The following is a 17,736-nucleotide window of genomic DNA, read 5'->3' as shown; positions in this document are numbered from 1 at the left end:
TTTGTTGCGCAAAAAGCTGCACCCCAATGCAAACACGGGCCGCAGCCCGTGTTGTTCGATAACGCATGCTCCAAGCCAGAGACGGCCAGCAAGGGACGCCACACAGCAATGAGTCCCCTTCACAGGGGGACGGCGCAGAGCGCCTCAGGGGGTCAGGACAGCTTGCCGTGGCAAAGCTTGAACTTCTTGCCGCTGCCGCAAGGGCAAGGGTCGTTGCGGCCCACATGCACACCCTCGGGCATGGCCAGTGGCTCGGCCAGCATCACATCGTCTTCTATGCTCATGCCTTCGGTTTCCGAGGGCGAGGCATAGCTCATGTGCTCCAGACTCTGCGCGCCGCGCTCGTTCATGGCAACGGCGGCTTCGTCCATCTCTTCGCGCGAACGGACCTGCACCGTCATCAGCACACGGGTGACTTCGGTCTTGACCTGATCGATCAGCTGGCGGAACAGCTCGAAAGCCTCGCGCTTGTATTCCTGCTTGGGCTGCTTCTGGGCATAGCCGCGCAGGTGAATGCCCTGGCGCAGATAGTCCAGCGCAGCCAGGTGGTCGCGCCAGTTGGTGTCGAAGCTCTGCAGCAGCACGGCACGCTGGAATTGCGTGAAGTTCTCCTGACCGATCAAGGCCACCTTGGCATCGAACAGATCGTGGGCTGCCTTGACGACCTTTTCCAGAATGTCGTCGTCGGTGATGGATTCCGAACCCGCCACGTCCTGCTGCAAGGAAAGATCGATCTGCCATTCGCTGGCCAGTGCCTTCTCCAGGCCGGACACATCCCACTGCTCTTCCATGGAATCGGCCGGCACGTACTGACGCACCAGGTCGGTGATCACGTCCTCGCGCATGGCGGCCAGCATGCCGCCCAGATCGGTCGAATCCAGAATGTCGTTGCGCTGCTGGTAGATCACCTTGCGCTGGTCGTTGGCCACGTCGTCGTATTCGAGCAGCTGCTTGCGCATATCGAAGTTGCGTGCTTCGACCTTGCGCTGCGCCGACTCGATGGAGCGGGTCACGATGCCTGCCTCGATGGCTTCGCCTTCGGGCATCTTCAGGCGGTCCATGATGGCCTTGACTCGGTCGCCCGCGAAGATGCGCATCAGCTGGTCGTCCAGGCTCAGATAGAAGCGCGAGGAACCGGGGTCGCCCTGGCGGCCCGAGCGGCCACGCAGCTGGTTGTCGATACGGCGCGACTCATGACGCTCGGTGGCGATGATGCGCAGACCGCCCAGCGCCACGATCTTGTCGTGGGCCACTTGCCAGTCGGCACGCAGCTGCTCGATCTGCTGCTGACGCTCGGTCTCGCTGAGTGCCTCGTTGCTCTCGATGGCCTTGAGCTGCTTGTCGATATTGCCGCCCAGCACGATGTCGGTACCACGGCCGGCCATATTGGTGGCGATGGTGATCATGCCTTCGCTGCCCGCCTGGGCAATGATGTCGGCCTCGCGCTCATGCTGCTTGGCGTTGAGCACCTGATGGGGCAGCTTTTCGCGCGTCAGCAGCTGGTCGATAATTTCGGAGTTCTCGATCGAGGTCGTGCCGACCAGCACGGGCTGGCCGCGCTCGTAGCACTCGCGGATGTCCTTGATTGCCGCGTCGTACTTTTCCTTGGTGGTCTTGTAGACGCGATCGAGCTGGTCCTGGCGCTTGCTCGGCTTGTTGGGCGGCACCACCACGGTTTCCAGGCCATAGATTTCCTGGAATTCGTAGGCTTCGGTATCGGCAGTACCGGTCATGCCCGACAGCTTCTTGTACAGACGGAAGTAGTTCTGGAAGGTGATCGAGGCCATGGTCTGGTTCTCGGCCTGGATGGCCACACCTTCCTTGGCTTCCACGGCCTGATGCAGGCCATCGCTCCAGCGACGGCCTGCCATCAGACGGCCGGTGAACTCGTCCACGATCACGATTTCGTCGTTCTGCACCACATAGTGCTGATCGCGGAAGTACAGCTGGTTGGCACGCAGCGCGGCGTACAGATGATGCACCAGAGAGATATTGGAGGGATCGTACAGGGACGAGCCTTCGGTGATCAGGCCGGCATGGGCCAGCAGGCGCTCGGCCGCCTCATAGCCCTGGTCGGTCAGATAGACCTGATGGGATTTCTCATCGACCGTGAAGTCGCCGGGCTTGGTCACGCCTTCACCCGTGCGGGGATCGGCTTCGCCCTCCTGGCGCACCAGATTAGGCACGATCTGGTTCATGGCCACGTACATGGCCGTGTGATCTTCGGCTGGGCCGGAGATGATCAGCGGAGTACGCGCCTCGTCGATCAGGATGGAGTCCACCTCGTCGACGATGGCGTAGTTCAGCACGCGCTGCACGCGGTCGCCGGGCTCGTACACCATGTTGTCACGCAGGTAGTCGAAGCCGTATTCGTTGTTCGTGCCGTAGGTGATGTCGGAGTTGTATGCCTGCTGCTTTTGCTCTCGCGACAGATTGGGCAGGTTGATGCCCACCGACAGGCCAAGGAAGTTGTAGAGGCGAGCCATGGTCATCGCATCGCGATTGGCCAGGTAATCGTTGACGGTCACGACATGCACGCCCTCGCCCGACAGGGCATTGAGGTACACGGGCAGCGTCGCAGTCAGCGTCTTGCCTTCTCCGGTGCGCATTTCGGCAATCTTGCCGTCATGCAGCGCCATGGCCCCCAGCATCTGTACATCGAAGTGACGCATCTTCATGACGCGCTTGGAGCCTTCACGCACTACGGCAAAGGCTTCGGGCAACAACTCGTCCAGCGCCTCGCCCTTGGCAACGCGCTCCTTGAACTCCTGCGTCTTGGCGCGCAATGCCTCATCGCTGAGCTTTTCGTACTCAGGCTCCATCGCATTGATGCGAGCGACTGTTTTACGGTATTGCTTGAGCAACCGGTCATTGCGGCTGCCGAACAGTTTGGTGAGGAAATTGGTGGCCATGCGTGCGAAGGCACATTACTTTTTTGCCTGTTGCGCAAAGCAATGTGTCCAGGATCCCTTGATTGTTGGTCTTCAGATGGGGCCGTCCCTGCGGCAGTCAAGAGCCACACCCGAAATGGGTGAAAAAACCTCCTGGCGCACCCCAAACAGGGACAGGACCAAAAAAAGATTCTAACCGCGCAAGCCTGCCTTGGCTTTTCGCTACTCCAGAGCACGTATGGGATTGCACTGCACGCGCAAATAGCCGGCACTGCGATAGCCGGCACTGCGGCATTCATTCTCGGCTGAGCTAAGCTTGGGCTTGCCCTTGCCCAACTGTTTGCCACTCGCATGACCATTGTTCGCCGCCATCACGCCGTCACTGCCATCAATGCCATGGAGTCTTCTCCCACATTGGCGCGCCTGGCAGCACTGACTCAGGACTCCAGCAACCGACTCAAAGCCGTTTTGCCCCTGGTTCCGCCCATGCTGCGCGCCAGCTTGCAGGCCGGCCCCATCGATGAAGACAGCTGGTGCCTGATCGTGAAAAACAACGCAGCGGCAGCCAAAGTGCGCCAACTGCTGCCAGCCATGGCGGCTCATCTGCGCACCAAAGGATGGGCCGTCACCAGCATCCGCATCAAAGTTCAGGCCCGATAAGGCTTTTTAGGCACTGAAAAACAAAAAAGGTCTCCTAAGAGACCTATTTGTTTGGTGCCGGTTGTCGGATTCGAACTGACGACCTACCGCTTACAAGGCGGGTGCTCTACCAACTGAGCTAAACCGGCGAAGACTGAATTCTAACGTAGAAATTCAGCCCCAAAAGAAGAATCCTGAAATTTCCCGATCTACCGGCAAAAACACTGGCCGGACTACTTCACACGCTTGAGCGCCGGACGGCCGCCTGCGGGCGGTGGAGTACGAGGAGCATCATCTTCGCCGGAAGCTTCTGCTTCCACCTTGACGGGAACCAGTTGCACCACCCGCTCGGCCGAGGACGCCTCATCCGACTCCATGCCGGGCTCGACCTCCTCCATCGACGGCTCATCGCCATCCTCGGGGACTTCGTCCTCCTCGGGCGGGAAGGCCATGCCCTGGCCGGTCTCGCGTGCATAGATGGCCAGGACGTTCGCCACAGGCACCATGATTTGCCGGGGCTGGCCGCCAAAGCGTGCATTGAATTCAACATATTCATTGCCGATCAGCAGGCCGCTGGTCGCGTCATAGCTGATGTTGAGCACGATCTGGCCATCACGCACAAATTCCATGGGCACCTGGGTGCTGCGATCCACACGCACGGCGATATGCGGCGTCAAACCATTGTCGGTACACCATTCAAACAGAGCCCGCAGCAGATACGGACGGGTTGAAGTCGTTTCAGGGGCTGTCATCTCGTTTCCTGACGAATCAAATCCAGAAGATTGCAAAGACAAAAAAGCGGGCAGATGAAGGAAATCCCTTCAGCATGCCCGCTCTGCGCTCATGTGCAATTACTTGCGCATGACCTTTTCCGAAGGCGTCAGCGCTTCAATGTAAGCCGGACGCGAGAAGATGCGCTCGGCATACTTGAGCAAAGGAGCGGCATTCTTGGACAGCTCGATGCCGTAGTAGTCCAGGCGCCACAGCAGCGGAGCAATGGCCACATCCAGCATGGAGAAGTTCTCGCCCATGATGTACTTGTTCTTCAGGAAGATGGGCGCCATCTGGGTCAGGCGGTCACGGATATGGGCACGGGCCTTCTCCAGAGCCTTTTCATTGCCCTTGACGTTGCGCTCTTCCAGAGCGCTCACGTGCACGAACAGTTCCTTTTCGAAGTTCAGCAGGAACAGGCGCACACGAGCACGGTCCACCGGGTCGCCAGGCATCAGCTGGGGATGGGGAAAGCGCTCATCGATGTACTCGTTGATGATGTTGGACTCGTACAGAATCAGGTCGCGCTCGACCAGGATTGGCACTTGACCATAGGGGTTCATCACGGCGATTTCTTCGGGCTTGCTGAACAAGTCCACATCGCGGATCTCGAAATCCATGCCTTTTTCAAACAGCACAAAGCGGCAGCGGTGTGAGAAGGGGCAAGTCGTTCCCGAATAAAGCACCATCATGGTGGAGACTCCTAAAAATCAAAAAGAGTGGGTTGCCCACGGCACCCCACTCTGCACTAACACGGTTTGGCTGCAGATAACTTCTGCACGGCGGCAACGCTTATTTCACGTCTTTCCAGAACGCGGCATTCAGGCGCCAAGCGATAAAGATGAAGAAGGCCAGGAAAATCAACACACCCACCCCGATACGGGTTCGGGTGTTCTGAGCCGGCTCCCCCATCCATTGCAGGTAATTCACCAGATCGCCAACTGCCTGATCGTACTGCACTGCGCTCATCTTGCCAGGAGACACCTGCTCCCAACCCTTGAACACCTGGGTCTTAGTTCCATGGTCGTCATGCTCTTCGAAGATGGCGCGACGCTCGCCCTGCAGCTCCCACAGCGCATGCGGCATGCCTACGCTGGGAAAGGCGAGATTATTCCAGCCCGTGGCCTTGGTGTCATCCCTGTAGAAAGTACGCAAGAAGGTATACAGGTAATCAGCTCCTGATCCGCCCGAGCCGGCGCGCGAGCGCGCGATCACGGTCAAGTCGGGAGGGTTGGCACCAAACCACTCCTTGGCTTCCTTGGGATTGATGGCTGCCTTCATGGTCTCGCCCACCTTGTCGGTGGTGAACAACAGATTGTCCTTGATGTCCTGATCGGTCAGACCAATATCCTTCAGGCGGTTGAAACGCATGAAGGCAGCCGAGTGGCAGCTCAGGCAGTAGTTGACAAAGATCTTGGCACCGTTTTGCAGGGATGCCGTGTCGCTGGTGTTGACCGGCGCCTTGTCCCAGTGGATGCCGCCTTCGGAGGCTTGCGCGGCACCGGCAATACCCAGGGCCGCAACCAGGGTCAGAATCAGTTTCTTCATTCTTGTTCTCTCCTGCTTCAGTGAGGCTTGAAGGTCACACGCTCGGGCACGGGCTTGGTCTCGCCCAAGCGACTCCACCAGGGCATGAGCAGGAAGAAGCCGAAGTAGAACAGCGTGCCAACCTGAGACACCTTCTCGCCAATCGGCGACGGAGGCTGCACCCCCAGATAGGCCAGGACGACGAAGTTCACCACAAACACTGCATACACATATTTGTGCCAGCTGGGACGATAGCGGATCGACTTGACCGGGCTGCAATCGAGCCATGGCAAGGCAAACAGGATGATGACCGCACCACCCATGACCACCACACCCCAGAACTTGGCGTCGATGGACAGCATCATGGCGATGGCACCCAGCGCCACGATGGCCACCGCACCCTTGGCAAAACCGGGCAGGCGCGACTTCAGAATGCCGTAGCCGGCACCCAGCACCACGCAGGCAATCAGCACATACATCATCTCGCCGGTGATGGCACGCAGCATCGAATAGAAGGGCGTGAAGTACCAGACGGGGGCAATGTGATTGGGCGTCTTGAGCGGATCGGCGGGGATGAAGTTGTTGTACTCCAGGAAGTAGCCGCCGAACTCGGGCGCAAAGAACACCACCGCCGAGAACAGGAACAGGAACACGGTCACACCAAAGATGTCGTGCACGGTGTAGTAGGGATGGAAGGGTATGCCGTCCAGCGGATTGCCCTTGGCATCCTTGGGCGCGTTGGGGCCCTTGATTTCAATGCCATCGGGGTTGTTGGAACCCACATCGTGCAGCGCCAGCAAATGCGCCACGACCAGCCCCAGCAGCACCAGGGGCACGGCGATCACGTGGAAGCTGAAGAAGCGGTTCAGCGTCGCATCGCCCACCACATAGTCGCCGCGGATCAGCAAGGCCAGATCGGGACCGACAAAGGGGATGGCGGAGAACAGGTTCACGATCACCTGGGCGCCCCAGTACGACATCTGGCCCCAGGGCAGCAGATAGCCCATAAAGGCTTCGGCCATCAGCACCAGGAAGATGGCGCAACCGAAGATCCAGACCAGTTCACGCGGTTTGCGGTAAGAACCGTACAGAAGACCGCGGAACATATGCAGATAGACCACCACAAAGAACGCCGAGGCGCCCGTGGAGTGCATGTAGCGGATCAGCCAGCCCCAGGGCACATCACGCATGATGTATTCCACGGAAGCAAACGCCTTTTCGGCGTCGGGCTTGTAGTGCATCACCAGGAAGATGCCGGTGACGATCTGGATCACCAGCACCAGCAGCGCCAGCGAGCCAAAGATGTACCAGAAGTTGAAGTTCTTGGGAGCGTAGTACTCCGACATATGGACGCGGTATGCATCGAATGCCGTCGGAAACCGGTTCTCCAGCCAGTTCATGGCCTTCGCTCCGGTCGTGGAGTTCGGGTCGATTTGCTTGAATTCGTGGGCCATTGTTCTTGTCTCCCTCAGGCTGCCTTGGTGTCTTCACCAATCAGCAGCTTGGTGTCGGACAGATACATATGTGGCGGCACCTGCAGGTTGTCCGGCGCTGGCTTGTTCTTGAACACCCGGCCGGCCATGTCAAAGGTGGAGCCATGGCATGGGCACAGGAAACCGCCCTTCCAGTCTGCAGGCAGCGAAGGCTGAGGCCCTGCAACGAACCTGTCCGAGGGAGAGCAGCCCAGGTGGGTACAGATGCCCACGACCACCAGGATTTCAGGCTTGATGGAGCGCGCTTCATTTTGCGCGTAAGGAGGCGTGAACTCTTCGGGATGACGCGCCGAGGTCGGGTCCGCCAGTTCGCCATCAAGGCCAGGCAAGTCCTTGAGCTGCTCGGGTGTGCGCTTGATGATCCACACTGGCTTGCCACGCCACTCGACGGTGAGCTTCTCACCATCCTTGAGATTGGAGATATCCACCTCTACCGCAGCACCTGCTGCTTTGGCTTTTTCAGAAGGCTGGAAGGAGCTCACAAAAGGGACGGCCGTTGCCACACCGCCCACGGCACCAGCACATGCTGACGTGATGATCCACGTGCGCTTGCTGGAGTCGACTGGAGAGTCACTCATGGATTTCCTCGAAGTACATCGCTTGATTTGGGGTCAGCTGCAAATTCTAGCGGTGGGGTTATGGTTATTCCAGCCCCAGTCCGACGTTGACAACCGCCAAAGTCACGCAATACTGCGCTATCTCAAACTCTTAGTGACTGGAACTGCTTATGGGCATGATGCAAGAATTCCGTGAGTTCGCAATCAAGGGAAACGTCATGGATCTGGCCGTGGGCGTGATCATCGGCGGTGCGTTCGGGAAAATCGTTGATTCCGTGGTCAACGACCTCATCATGCCTTTGGTGGGTCTGTTCTTTGGCAAGCTGGATTTCTCCAACCTGTTCGTCGTTCTGGGCACCATGCCCGAAGGAGTTCCTCGTACTCTGGATGCACTGAAAAAAGCCGGAATTCCTGTATTTGCTTACGGCAACTTCATCACGGTTGCAGTGAATTTCGTGATTCTGGCCTTCATCATTTTCATGATGGTCAAGCAGATCAACCGCCTCAAGCGCGAGGCACCTGCGGCACCGGAGCAAGCGCCCGCTACCCCTGAAGACATTCAGCTGCTGCGCGAGATCCGCGACAGCCTCAATCGCAAGGCCTGAGATCCTTCCAATCCGATGACTGAAAGCCTGCCGTCACCGGCAGGCTTTTTTCATGGGGGCGCATGCCGTGCACACCTGCGGACGGCCACCGCTCGATCTGCCGCTCGATCCGCCGCTGAAGACCCGTCAAATAGCCAGACTGCGGGCCATGTGCACGGCTTCGAGCAGGCTGGCCTCGTCGGCCACGCCCAGGCCGGCAATGTCAAAGGCCGTGCCATGGTCGGGACTGGTGCGCACCAGCGGCAAACCCAGGGTCACGTTGACGCCTTTTTCCACACCCAAATATTTGACTGGGATCAACCCTTGGTCGTGGTACATCGCCAACACCACATCGAATTCACCCGGGTGGGCTGGCGTATTTCGCGCCCGCATGAAGACCGTGTCTGGCGCAAACGGCCCCTGCACATCCATGCCTTCGGCCTGCGCTGCGGCGATCGCCGGGGCAATGATCTCGATCTCCTCACGACCGAAGATGCCGCCCTCGCCCGCATGTGGATTGAGTCCGGCCACGGCAATGCGAGGCGCACGCCCCAGGCTCCTGCTCAGCGCCTGATGCGTGATGCGCAAGGTCTGCAGGATCTGCGACCCGGTCACGGCCTCGATGGCCTCGCGCAGCGAGACATGGATGCTGACCAGCACGGTGCGCAACTCGTCGTTCGCCAGCATCATGCGCACCGGCATCTGCTCGAGCGAAACGCCCGCATGGGCGGCCGCCTCCGCCTGCAGAAGTTCCGTATGCCCGGGGAAAGTCACGCCTGCCAGATGCAGCGCCTCCTTATGCAAGGGTGCCGTGACCAGGGCGGCAATCTCGCCACGCAAAGCCGCTTGCGCGGCCCAGACCACGCATTGCGCAGCCGCCTGCCCGGCCGCTGCGCAAATCTGGCCATAGGGCTGAGGCCCCGCCAGCCCCGGCAAGTTCAGCAGCGCGACAGCACCTTGCGGAACAGACCAGGCTTCGCCCGGCTCATCGATCACCACCACGGGCTGGGCGATGGCCTGATCGCCGTCGGCGGCACTGGCGGCCAGCGCTGTCGCCCGACGCAGGGTCTGCAACTCACCCACCACAAAGCAGCCGCGCATGACCTGCGGTGCAGCCCGAAAGGCCTTGGCGATGATTTCAGGCCCTATGCCTGCGCAGTCGCCCTGGGTAATGGCGATGGTTTGGGTTGAAGCGATGACGGACATAGGCATCCAAAGCGCCACAAGCTCCTCGGTTCCCAAGTGCTTGCAGCCATCAAAAGTGAGAGACGAAGGTCCAGGACCGGATCAGGCCGGGTTGTCGATATCGATGAAGCGGTGCTCCAGCCCGCACTCCCGGGCCACATGGGCGGCCACGGCCGGCGCGCCGTAGCGCTCGGTGGCGTGATGGCCGGCGGCGATAAAGCTCACGCCCATCTCTCGCGCCAGATGCATCTGGGGCTCGGAGATCTCGCCGGTGATATAGGCATCGGCGCCGGCGGCAATCGCGGACTCGAAAAATCCCTGAGCCCCTCCGGTGCACCAGGCCAGCTTGCGAATCGGCCTGCGCTCTTGTGCACCGGCCAGCGTCACCTTGCGCCCCAGCACGCCCTGCACATGTTCGGCCAGAGCAGTGGCATCGGCAAAGTCCGCATCGGCCAGCCAGCCCAGGTTCTGGTCGCCGAATGCGGCCTGACCCTGCACGCCCAGCCGCGCACCGAGTTGCGCGTTGTTGCCCAGTTCGGCATGGGCATCCAGCGGCAGGTGATAGGCAAACAGATTGATGTCATGCGCCAGCAGCAGACGGATGCGCTCCTTGAGCCATCCCGTGATGCGGCCATCCATGCCGCGCCAGAACAGGCCGTGGTGCACGAAGATGGCATCGGCCCCGGCCTCGATCGCAGCTTCGATCAGGGCGCGACTGGCCGTCACACCGCTGACGATGCGACGAATCTCGCTCCTGCCCTCGACCTGCAGGCCGTTGGGTCCATAGTCCTTGAAGCGTTCGGGCTGCAGCAAGGCATCGAAGGCCTGCAACATGTCTTGGCGGGTGGTCATCATGGGCATGATTGTCGCACCCTGATTGTTTCAAAGTAAGGAGCATCTATCGCATGCTGCCCAATCATTTCAACATTAAAAGTTGCTGAAAATATTGCATAGCATGCGGTAGCAGCTATGCTTTTCAAGTGAACAGACTTTGATACTGGTCACGCAGCAGGTTTTTCTGCACCTTGCCCATGGCATTGCGCGGCAACTCCGCCACGACAAAGCAGCGCTTGGGAATCTTGAAATTGGCGAGCCGCGCTTTCAGCTGTGCGACGATCGCCTCGCTGCCGGGCGAATGCCCCGGCCTGGCGACAACCACCGCCACGCCCACCTCGCCGAAATCCGGGTGCGGCACACCGACCAGAGCGCTCTCAGCCACACCAGGCATCTCGTTGATAAAGCCTTCGATCTCCGCCGGGTAGACGTTGTAGCCGCCGCTGATGATCAGATCCTTGCTGCGGCCCACGATGGTGATATAGCCGCGCTCATCCATCTTGCCGACGTCGCCAGTCCTGAACCAGCCGTCTGCAGTGAACTCCTGCGCCGTTTTTTCAGGCATGCGCCAGTAGCCCTTGAAGATATTGGGCCCCTGGACCTCGATGGCACCGACTTCGCCCGTGGGCAGCGGCTGCCCGCTGTCTCCCGCCACGCGCACTCCCACACCGGGCAGTGCAAAGCCCACGGTGCCGCCGCGGCGCTCCGCCTGACCGCCGTGGCGCGGATCGGGCGCGTAGGGGTTGGAGGTAAGCATGATGGTCTCGCTCATGCCATAGCGCTCCAGGATGGTGTGGCCGGTGCGTTGGCACCACTCGCCAAAAGTTTCGATCAGCAGCGGCGCGGAGCCGGAGATGAACAGCCTCATCCGGCTGGCCGCCTGCTTGGTCAGCGCCGGCTCGGCCAGCATGCGTACATACAGCGTCGGCACGCCCATGAACACGGTGGCGCGCGGCATGGCGGCGATCACGGCCCTGGCGTCGAATTTCGACATCCAGATGATCTTGCTGCCGTTGATGAGAGCGCCATGGATGGCGACGAACAGCCCGTGCGCATGGAAGATCGGCAAGGCGTGGATCAGCACGTCGCCGCCCTGCTCGCGCGTGCGCCAGCCCCAGTACTGCCTGAGCATGAGTGCGTTCGAGAGCAGATTGCCATGCGAGAGCATCGCCCCCTTGCTGCGGCCAGTGGTGCCGCTGGTGTAGAGAATGGCGGCCAGATCGTCGGCCCGGCATGGCACCGGCACATGTACGTCGTCGAAACGTAGCGCCTGCTCCAGCAGGCTGCCGTCCTGCGCTTCGCCCAGCGTGAAGACATGCTGGGTGCCGCAGTCCGCCGCCACCTTTGCCACCCAGTCAGCATTGGCGGGCGTACAGACCACCACGGCGGGCTCGGCATTGGCGATGAAATATTCGATCTCGGCGCTCTGGTAGGCGGTATTGAGCGGCAGGAACACATGGCCCGCGCGCAATGTGGCCAGGTACAGCATCAGCGCCTCGACCGACTTTTCCACCTGCACCGCAATACGGCTGCCGGCGGGCAGATCGAGCGAAGCGAGCCAATTCGCCATACGCGCACTCATGCGGTCCAGGTCGCGCCAGGTATAGAGAAGCGGCGCGTCGGCCGGAGCCTGGGGCGATACGGCCTCGATGGCGACCTCGTCCAGATCGGCCGGGAAAGCCGCGCGCAGTGCGGCGAACATGTTCATGTCAGACATATGGATAACTCTCTTTGCTGGAAACCGCTTCATTGCCCCGCCATGGCTCGCTCGGCCACGGCTTTTTGCTTCTTGCCATCGGCCTGGGCCCAGACCTCGAACTCCTGGGGCGATGCCGAGGGATAGGCCACAACGCCCTGCTTTTCAAGCTTGGCCTTGACCTCCGGATCGCTCAAGGCCTGGCGGCTGGCTTCGAACAGCTTTTGCGTGATCTCCCTGGGCAGCTTGGCCGGCCCGTAAAGGCCGAACCAGAGCGTGAAGTCCGCCCCATCGATGCCGGACTCCTGCATGGCCGGCAGATCGGGAAACAGCTGCGAGCGCTGGGCCGTCGTCACAGCCATGATGCGCAGCTTGCCGCCAGCGGCCATCGGCATCACCGAAGGCGGCGTCCCGAAAGTCATGTCCACATCACCCGCGCCCACTGCCTGAATCGACGGAGCGCCGCCCTTGAACGGCACATGCAGCATGTCGATGCCGGCGGCATGCGCAAATGAGGCACCGGCCAGATGGGTGACCACACCGGTGCCGGACGAGGAATACGTCAGCTTGCCGGGATGCTTGCGGGCCTGCGCGATCAGGCCGGCCACCGTTTTCTCGGGAAAGTCCTTTTTCACCGCTAGCAGCATCGGTGAATCGCTCCAGCGCATGATGGGCGTGAAGCTCCTGACGCCGTCATAGCGCGCACTCTTATAAAGAATCTGGTCCGTACCATATAGATTGGCGGAGCCCAGCAGCAAGGTGTAGCCGTCGGCTGGCGCCCGCGCCACCAGGTCCGATGCAATCGTCGTGCCAGCACCGGGGCGGTTGTCCACCAGCACCGCCTGGTTCAACACCCGCCCCAGCTTTTCGCTGACGATGCGCGCCACCGCGTCGGCGCCACCGCCCGGCGGAAAGCCCACCATCAGCGTGATGGGGCGAGACGGGTAAGCGTCCGCCAACGCCAAGGCGCTGGCGCTCAGCAGGCAGGCCGATACCAATGCTTTCTTGAACATGCTTGTCTCCTTGATGGAAGCTAGGGTTGTGTTTTCGGCGCCAGTGCGGCGCTAGCAGCCGTTGAAAACCGGCACGCGCTTCTCGCGCCAGGCCAGGCCGCCCTCACGCAAATCCTCGGACTCGACCGAACGCTGCACGTCGCACGCAATCGACTCGGGGTCATGGCGACCGCAGGCAATCAGATTCAGGTGTTTTTTCATGCCGAACAGGGGCATGGGCGCCATCGCTGCCAGCGTCCCGGCCAGGCTCGCTACGGTCTCGTCGAGCTGCGTTTGCGCCACCAGATGCGTCAGGAAGCCACAGGCCTTCATCTGCTCGGCATCGAGGCTCTCGCAGGTCAGAAACAGGCGCTTGGCGGTATCGAGCCCCAGACGGCTGACATAGCGCTCGAGCCCCGAGGCATAGAAATGCAGGCCCAGCCGCGCGGCGGGCATGAACATGTCCGCCGCCATCGAGCCCACGCGAAAGTCGCAAGCCAGTGCCAGATCGGTTGCGCCGCCATAGACGCCCCCTTGAATGGCGGCGATGGTCACCGCGCGGCACTGCTCCACCACGTCAACCATCTCGCCGAAGCTGCTGCCTTCGCTCTGGCTGTTTTCGATTTGTGATATATCGTAGCCACTGCAGAAATGCCTGCCTTCGCTACGCAACACCAGCACCCGCACATCCTCCCTCTGATTGACGCATGCTATGGATTCAATGAGCACCGGCAAATCATCAGGCGCCAGACGGTTCGCCACCGTGGGGCGCTGGAGTGTGATGGTTGCAACACGGTCCTGGAAATGCAGTCGTGGATTCATGCGTATCAGAAATATTAATAGATATATCTAATATTGAACAATGAAGCCTAAACATCCGCCAACGGCAGAAACCCTAGACGCGCTCAGCATGCAGGACCGCATCCGCCTGGCGCTGGAGCAAGACCTGCGCAACGGTGCATTGCGGCCGGGCGCCGCCATCGACGAACAGGCGCTGTGCGAGCGCTTCCAGGCTTCGCGCACGCCGGTCCGCGAGGCCTTGCTGCTGCTGTCCGCCAAGGGAATGGTGAGCATTCTTCCGCGCGTCGGCATCTACGTGCGCCACCTCGACCCCCGTGAGCTGATTGCGATGATGGAAGGACTTGCCGAACTGGAAGGCGTGCTGGCGCGCCTGGCGGCCAGGCGCATCAATGCGGAGCAGAGAACACTGCTGCAAGCGGCTCTGGCGCAGACGGCGGCCCATGCGCGGACGGCCGATTCCATTGGCTACGAACAAGCGAACGCCAGACTGCATGATCTGATATATCAATCCAGCAGAAACACCTTTATCGTCGAGCAGACCCGCGAGGCCAGACTCAGGGTCGCGCCGTACCGCAGCAAGATGTTTGAAAAGCCGGAGCGCCTGCTGCACTCCCAGACAGAGCATGAAACCGTGGTGGCCGCCATTCTGGCCGGCAACAGCGAAGTCGCTGCCGAGGCCATGCGCAACCATATCTCGGCAGGCGGGAGCGCCTTTGCCGACATGGTGCTGGGCACCGTCTCCGCGCCTGCCATACAGCCGCGCCGCCGCAAACGCGCAAGCAGCGAAAAAAAAGGCAGCCACTGCTGACTGCCTTTTCTCATTCGCCTGTGCAGACTCACCCTCTGCGCGGCTGCCAGCCCTTGCAGGCCAGCGGCCAGAAGCCCATGGCCATGCCCAGCACGCCCATGGCCGCCACATAGTGGGCAGGAGCCATCACATCCACCTGCTGCCACACGGACACCAGCATGGGAGTCAGGCCGCCAAACACGGCATAAGCCATGTTGTAGGAGAAGGACAGACCGGTGAAGCGCACTTCTGGCGGAAAAGCCCGCACGCCCACCACAGGCAGCAGCGAGATGGAGCCCACAAAAAAGCCCACGGTCGCATAGTTGCAGATCAGAGACGCCTCGTTGCCCGGCAGGTTCAGATAGAACAGATAGGCCGTGGCCGTCATGCCGCCCCAGCCGATGAGCATGGTCAGCTTGGTGCCGATCTTGTCGGACAGCCAGCCCCAGAACACGCAGCCCATGGTCAGCGTCACGGTCGCCACGGCATTGGCCTTCAGGGCCATGGCAGGCTCGATGTGGAACACCTTTTGCAAATAGGCCGGCGTGAACAGGATCACCACCACAATCGCCGTGGACAGCACCCAGGTCATCAGCGCCACGACAACGCAGGCTTCCCGGTGGTCGCGCAAGATGGTCTTGATCGGCAGTTCGCGGTCAGCGGCCTTGCGGGCCTGCAGTTCCTGGAAGATGGGGGTCTCGTGCAGGAACTTGCGCAGATACACCGACACCAGACCGAAGACACCGCCCAGAATGAAGGGCAGACGCCAGGCCCAGTCGTGGATCTCGCCCTGGCTGTAGGTGCTGTTGAGCCAGACCCCGATGATGGAGCCCAGGAAAATGCCGCCGGTAATGCCGGAGGTCAGTGCGCCGATCGCAAAGCCGTAACGCTTCTGGGGCGCATGCTCGGCTACGAACACCCAGGCACCGGGCATTTCACCGCCGATGGCGGCACCTTGCATCACGCGCATCAGCAGCAGCAGGATGGGAGCGGCAAGGCCTATGGTTTCATAGGTCGGCAGCAGGCCGATGACCAGCGTGGGCACGGCCATCAGGAACACCGACAGCGTGAACATCTTCTTGCGGCCCAGGATGTCGCCGAAGTGGGCAATCAAGATGCCGCCGATGGGGCGTGCCAGATAGCCGGCCGCGAAAATGCCCAGAGTCTGCAGCTGGCGCATCCACTCCGGCAGCGAAGCAGGAAAGAACAGGCTGCCAATCACATTGGCAAAAAAGACGAACACCACGAAGTCGTAAAACTCCAGCGTTCCGCCCAGGGCCGATAAGCCCAGGGTCTTGTAGTCCTCCCGGTTCAGGAGACGATTCGTCGCTGCAGCCGGCGCGTCAGCCGATGCAGCGTGGTCAAGCGTAGTCATGGTGTTTCCTAGATCGAACAACAGGACAGCGCGGATAAGGCCGCTGATCACGGGTCAACGTGCAGTGGCAGACCGATTGCGGCGGGCTTCAGATACAAAACCACACCAGACCGAATATGAGCACCTTGTGGGCAGTCACTTCAGTAACGGCGGCGTAAGCGCAGTCGAAAAAACATTCTAGGGTTTTCACTCATGGCTCCTGGGCGCGCAAAACTATAGATGCCTGCAGTCCTATAGCCATCGGCCCTGCAATCTGTAAAGCTTTGCGTTAAGCAATTGCGTGCAAGCAAATGTTCGCTTCGACGCCCGGTGCAGCCATGCTTCACAATGTGGGCTTGTTCTCCTCACTACCTATACGCATTACATGAAACGCACCTGGTTGCTGTTTTCGCAGGTCGTCACCGTGCTGGTGGCTATCTATTTTGTAGTGGCTACCCTACAGCCCACTTGGCTTCAGCGCGGAAATATCCGTAGCAGTGCCGGTGTTTCGCTGCTGCAGGCTCCATCCACTCCGGCGGGTGAAGTCGCTCCCGGCAGCTTTGCGCCTGCCGCGCGCAAGGCTTCGCCCGCCGTGGTCAGCATCAACACCAGCAAGGCCGTTCGCCACCCGCGCGCCAACGATCCCTGGTTCCAGTTCTTCTTTGGCGATCAGGGTCCGCAAGAGCAATCTGGTTTGGGTAGCGGCGTCATCATCAGTCAAGATGGCTACATCCTCACCAACAACCATGTGGTGGAAGGTGCCGACGATATCGAAGTCACGCTCACCGATAGCCGTCAGGCCAAGGCCAAGGTCATTGGCACGGACCCCGAGACCGATCTGGCCATTCTCAAGATCGAACTCGACAAGCTGCCCGTCATCGTGCTGGGCAACTCCGATCAGGTCGCTGTGGGCGACCGCGTGCTGGCCATCGGCAATCCCTTCGGCGTGGGCCAGACCGTGACCAGCGGCATCATCAGCGCTCTGGGCCGCAGCCAGCTGGGCATCAACACCTTCGAGAACTTCATCCAGACCGACGCTGCCATCAACCCCGGCAACTCCGGCGGTGCGCTGGTGGATGCCAACGGCAATCTGCTGGGCATCAACACGGCCATCTACTCGCGCTCGGGCGGCAGCATGGGCATCGGTTTCGCGATTCCCGTCTCCACAGCCAAGATGGTGCTGGACGGCATCGTCAAGGACGGCAAGGTCACGCGCGGCTGGATCGGCGTGGAACCCAACGAGCTCTCGCCCGAGCTGGCCGAGACCTTTGGCGTCAAGGCCGATGCCGGCGTCATCATCACCGGCGTGCTGCAGGCCGGCCCCGCCGCGCAGGCCGGCATGCGCCCCGGCGACGTGATCGTCAAGGTGGGCGAGACCGCGACCCGCAATGTCTCCGAACTGCTGACGGCCGTGGCCTCGCTCAAGCCCGGCGAAGCCGCCAAGTTCGATGTGCGTCGCGGCGACAGCGAAGTGGTGCTGGACATCACTCCGGGTGCCCGCCCGGCAGCCAGTACCTTGCAGCAGCAAAGCCGCCCACGGCGCTGATTGCCGCGCCATCAAGCCCACACAAGCCAGCGCCAGTCGCTGGCTTTTTTCATGCTGCGGCCCGCTCTGCAAGCCGCAG

General features: G+C 60.9%; 16 protein-coding genes and 1 tRNA gene. 4 read left to right on the top strand and 13 right to left on the bottom strand.

What is annotated here, in order from left to right:
• Positions 1 to 152: 152 nt before the first annotated feature.
• Entirely contained in the window at positions 153 to 2,912 is a 2,760-nt protein-coding gene (gene secA, locus AC1RTQ_RS05975; protein ID WP_492874697.1) for a preprotein translocase subunit SecA, read from the bottom strand.
• A gap of 330 nt (positions 2,913 to 3,242) precedes the next feature.
• On the opposite strand from secA, the gene AC1RTQ_RS05970 reads away from it, so the two are divergent.
• A complete protein-coding gene (locus tag AC1RTQ_RS05970; protein ID WP_492874696.1) occupies positions 3,243 to 3,551 on the top strand; it encodes a hypothetical protein in 309 nt (102 codons plus the stop codon).
• A gap of 52 nt (positions 3,552 to 3,603) precedes the next feature.
• Here the strand turns inward: AC1RTQ_RS05970 and AC1RTQ_RS05965 are convergent.
• From AC1RTQ_RS05965 to petA, 6 genes are all read right to left on the bottom strand, one after another.
• A tRNA-Thr gene (locus AC1RTQ_RS05965) sits at positions 3,604 to 3,679 on the bottom strand.
• Positions 3,680 to 3,763: 84 nt separating this feature from the next.
• Positions 3,764 to 4,282 (bottom strand): ClpXP protease specificity-enhancing factor, encoded by a 519-nt coding sequence (locus AC1RTQ_RS05960; protein WP_302092195.1) that lies wholly within the window; start codon positions 4,280 to 4,282, stop codon positions 3,764 to 3,766.
• Positions 4,283 to 4,381: 99 nt separating this feature from the next.
• Positions 4,382 to 4,993, bottom strand: coding sequence for a glutathione S-transferase N-terminal domain-containing protein (locus AC1RTQ_RS05955; protein WP_003058564.1), 612 nt, complete (start codon positions 4,991 to 4,993; stop codon positions 4,382 to 4,384).
• A gap of 100 nt (positions 4,994 to 5,093) precedes the next feature.
• Positions 5,094 to 5,849: a cytochrome c1 gene (locus AC1RTQ_RS05950; protein ID WP_003062174.1), complete on the bottom strand. Its 756-nt coding sequence runs from the start codon at positions 5,847 to 5,849 to the stop codon at positions 5,094 to 5,096.
• A 17-nt stretch (positions 5,850 to 5,866) separates the two neighbouring features.
• Positions 5,867 to 7,282 (bottom strand): cytochrome b, encoded by a 1,416-nt coding sequence (locus AC1RTQ_RS05945; protein ID WP_302092196.1) that lies wholly within the window; start codon positions 7,280 to 7,282, stop codon positions 5,867 to 5,869.
• 14 nt (positions 7,283 to 7,296) lie between these two features.
• A complete protein-coding gene (gene petA / locus AC1RTQ_RS05940; RefSeq protein WP_492874695.1) occupies positions 7,297 to 7,899 on the bottom strand; it encodes a ubiquinol-cytochrome c reductase iron-sulfur subunit in 603 nt (200 codons plus the stop codon).
• A 149-nt stretch (positions 7,900 to 8,048) separates the two neighbouring features.
• Between petA and mscL the strand changes: the two genes are divergently transcribed.
• The gene (gene mscL / locus AC1RTQ_RS05935) at positions 8,049 to 8,483 is read left to right on the top strand and encodes a large conductance mechanosensitive channel protein MscL (RefSeq protein ID WP_003058572.1); all 435 of its coding nucleotides are present in this window, start codon (positions 8,049 to 8,051) and stop codon (positions 8,481 to 8,483) included.
• A gap of 126 nt (positions 8,484 to 8,609) precedes the next feature.
• On the opposite strand, the gene pdxA is transcribed toward mscL, so the two are convergent.
• The 5 genes from pdxA to AC1RTQ_RS05910 all read right to left on the bottom strand — a co-directional run bounded on the left by pdxA (position 8,610) and on the right by AC1RTQ_RS05910 (position 13,991).
• Positions 8,610 to 9,668 (bottom strand): 4-hydroxythreonine-4-phosphate dehydrogenase PdxA, encoded by a 1,059-nt coding sequence (pdxA, locus tag AC1RTQ_RS05930; RefSeq protein ID WP_492874974.1) that lies wholly within the window; start codon positions 9,666 to 9,668, stop codon positions 8,610 to 8,612.
• Between the two features lie 81 nt (positions 9,669 to 9,749).
• Positions 9,750 to 10,508 (bottom strand): Nif3-like dinuclear metal center hexameric protein, encoded by a 759-nt coding sequence (locus AC1RTQ_RS05925; protein WP_492874694.1) that lies wholly within the window; start codon positions 10,506 to 10,508, stop codon positions 9,750 to 9,752.
• A gap of 115 nt (positions 10,509 to 10,623) precedes the next feature.
• The gene (locus AC1RTQ_RS05920) at positions 10,624 to 12,198 is read right to left on the bottom strand and encodes a malonate--CoA ligase (RefSeq protein ID WP_492874693.1); all 1,575 of its coding nucleotides are present in this window, start codon (positions 12,196 to 12,198) and stop codon (positions 10,624 to 10,626) included.
• 29 nt (positions 12,199 to 12,227) lie between these two features.
• Positions 12,228 to 13,190 (bottom strand): tripartite tricarboxylate transporter substrate binding protein, encoded by a 963-nt coding sequence (locus AC1RTQ_RS05915; RefSeq protein ID WP_492874692.1) that lies wholly within the window; start codon positions 13,188 to 13,190, stop codon positions 12,228 to 12,230.
• Positions 13,191 to 13,241: 51 nt separating this feature from the next.
• A complete protein-coding gene (locus AC1RTQ_RS05910) occupies positions 13,242 to 13,991 on the bottom strand; it encodes an enoyl-CoA hydratase/isomerase family protein (RefSeq protein WP_492874691.1) in 750 nt (249 codons plus the stop codon).
• An 88-nt stretch (positions 13,992 to 14,079) separates the two neighbouring features.
• Between AC1RTQ_RS05910 and AC1RTQ_RS05905 the strand changes: the two genes are divergently transcribed.
• Positions 14,080 to 14,778 carry a GntR family transcriptional regulator gene (locus AC1RTQ_RS05905; protein WP_492874690.1) on the top strand — a complete coding sequence of 233 codons (699 nt, stop codon included), beginning with the start codon at positions 14,080 to 14,082 and terminating at the stop codon, positions 14,776 to 14,778.
• Positions 14,779 to 14,806: 28 nt separating this feature from the next.
• On the opposite strand, the gene AC1RTQ_RS05900 is transcribed toward AC1RTQ_RS05905, so the two are convergent.
• Positions 14,807 to 16,132 (bottom strand): MFS transporter, encoded by a 1,326-nt coding sequence (locus AC1RTQ_RS05900; RefSeq protein WP_492874689.1) that lies wholly within the window; start codon positions 16,130 to 16,132, stop codon positions 14,807 to 14,809.
• 364 nt (positions 16,133 to 16,496) lie between these two features.
• Here AC1RTQ_RS05900 and AC1RTQ_RS05895 point away from each other — a divergent pair, with 364 nt between their 5' ends.
• Complete coding sequence (locus tag AC1RTQ_RS05895; protein ID WP_034364461.1) at positions 16,497 to 17,657, top strand: trypsin-like peptidase domain-containing protein; 1,161 nt, start codon at positions 16,497 to 16,499, stop codon at positions 17,655 to 17,657.
• The last annotated feature ends 79 nt before the right edge of the window (positions 17,658 to 17,736 follow it).

This window comes from Comamonas sp. GW821-FHT11H03 (assembly GCF_058807955.1).
Note: the sequence above shows the minus strand (reverse complement) of the source record. Positions and strands in the feature narration are given on the sequence as shown.

Excerpts from the sequence above, each read along its gene's own strand:
- pdxA (WP_492874974.1), bottom strand. The coding sequence starts at position 9,668 with ATGTCCGTCATCGCTTCAACCCAAACCATCGCCATTACCCAGGGCGAC.
- AC1RTQ_RS05920 (WP_492874693.1), bottom strand. The coding sequence starts at position 12,198 with ATGTCTGACATGAACATGTTCGCCGCACTGCGCGCGGCTTTCCCGGCC.
- petA (WP_492874695.1), bottom strand. The coding sequence starts at position 7,899 with ATGAGTGACTCTCCAGTCGACTCCAGCAAGCGCACGTGGATCATCACG.
- AC1RTQ_RS05945 (WP_302092196.1), bottom strand. The coding sequence starts at position 7,282 with ATGGCCCACGAATTCAAGCAAATCGACCCGAACTCCACGACCGGAGCG.
- AC1RTQ_RS05900 (WP_492874689.1), bottom strand. The coding sequence starts at position 16,132 with ATGACTACGCTTGACCACGCTGCATCGGCTGACGCGCCGGCTGCAGCG.
- secA (WP_492874697.1), bottom strand. The coding sequence starts at position 2,912 with ATGGCCACCAATTTCCTCACCAAACTGTTCGGCAGCCGCAATGACCGG.
- AC1RTQ_RS05895 (WP_034364461.1), top strand. The coding sequence starts at position 16,497 with ATGAAACGCACCTGGTTGCTGTTTTCGCAGGTCGTCACCGTGCTGGTG.
- AC1RTQ_RS05910 (WP_492874691.1), bottom strand. The coding sequence starts at position 13,991 with ATGAATCCACGACTGCATTTCCAGGACCGTGTTGCAACCATCACACTC.
- AC1RTQ_RS05950 (WP_003062174.1), bottom strand. The coding sequence starts at position 5,849 with ATGAAGAAACTGATTCTGACCCTGGTTGCGGCCCTGGGTATTGCCGGT.
- AC1RTQ_RS05925 (WP_492874694.1), bottom strand. The coding sequence starts at position 10,508 with ATGCCCATGATGACCACCCGCCAAGACATGTTGCAGGCCTTCGATGCC.
- AC1RTQ_RS05955 (WP_003058564.1), bottom strand. The coding sequence starts at position 4,993 with ATGATGGTGCTTTATTCGGGAACGACTTGCCCCTTCTCACACCGCTGC.
- AC1RTQ_RS05960 (WP_302092195.1), bottom strand. The coding sequence starts at position 4,282 with ATGACAGCCCCTGAAACGACTTCAACCCGTCCGTATCTGCTGCGGGCT.
- mscL (WP_003058572.1), top strand. The coding sequence starts at position 8,049 with ATGGGCATGATGCAAGAATTCCGTGAGTTCGCAATCAAGGGAAACGTC.
- AC1RTQ_RS05905 (WP_492874690.1), top strand. The coding sequence starts at position 14,080 with ATGCAGGACCGCATCCGCCTGGCGCTGGAGCAAGACCTGCGCAACGGT.
- AC1RTQ_RS05970 (WP_492874696.1), top strand. The coding sequence starts at position 3,243 with ATGACCATTGTTCGCCGCCATCACGCCGTCACTGCCATCAATGCCATG.
- AC1RTQ_RS05915 (WP_492874692.1), bottom strand. The coding sequence starts at position 13,190 with ATGTTCAAGAAAGCATTGGTATCGGCCTGCCTGCTGAGCGCCAGCGCC.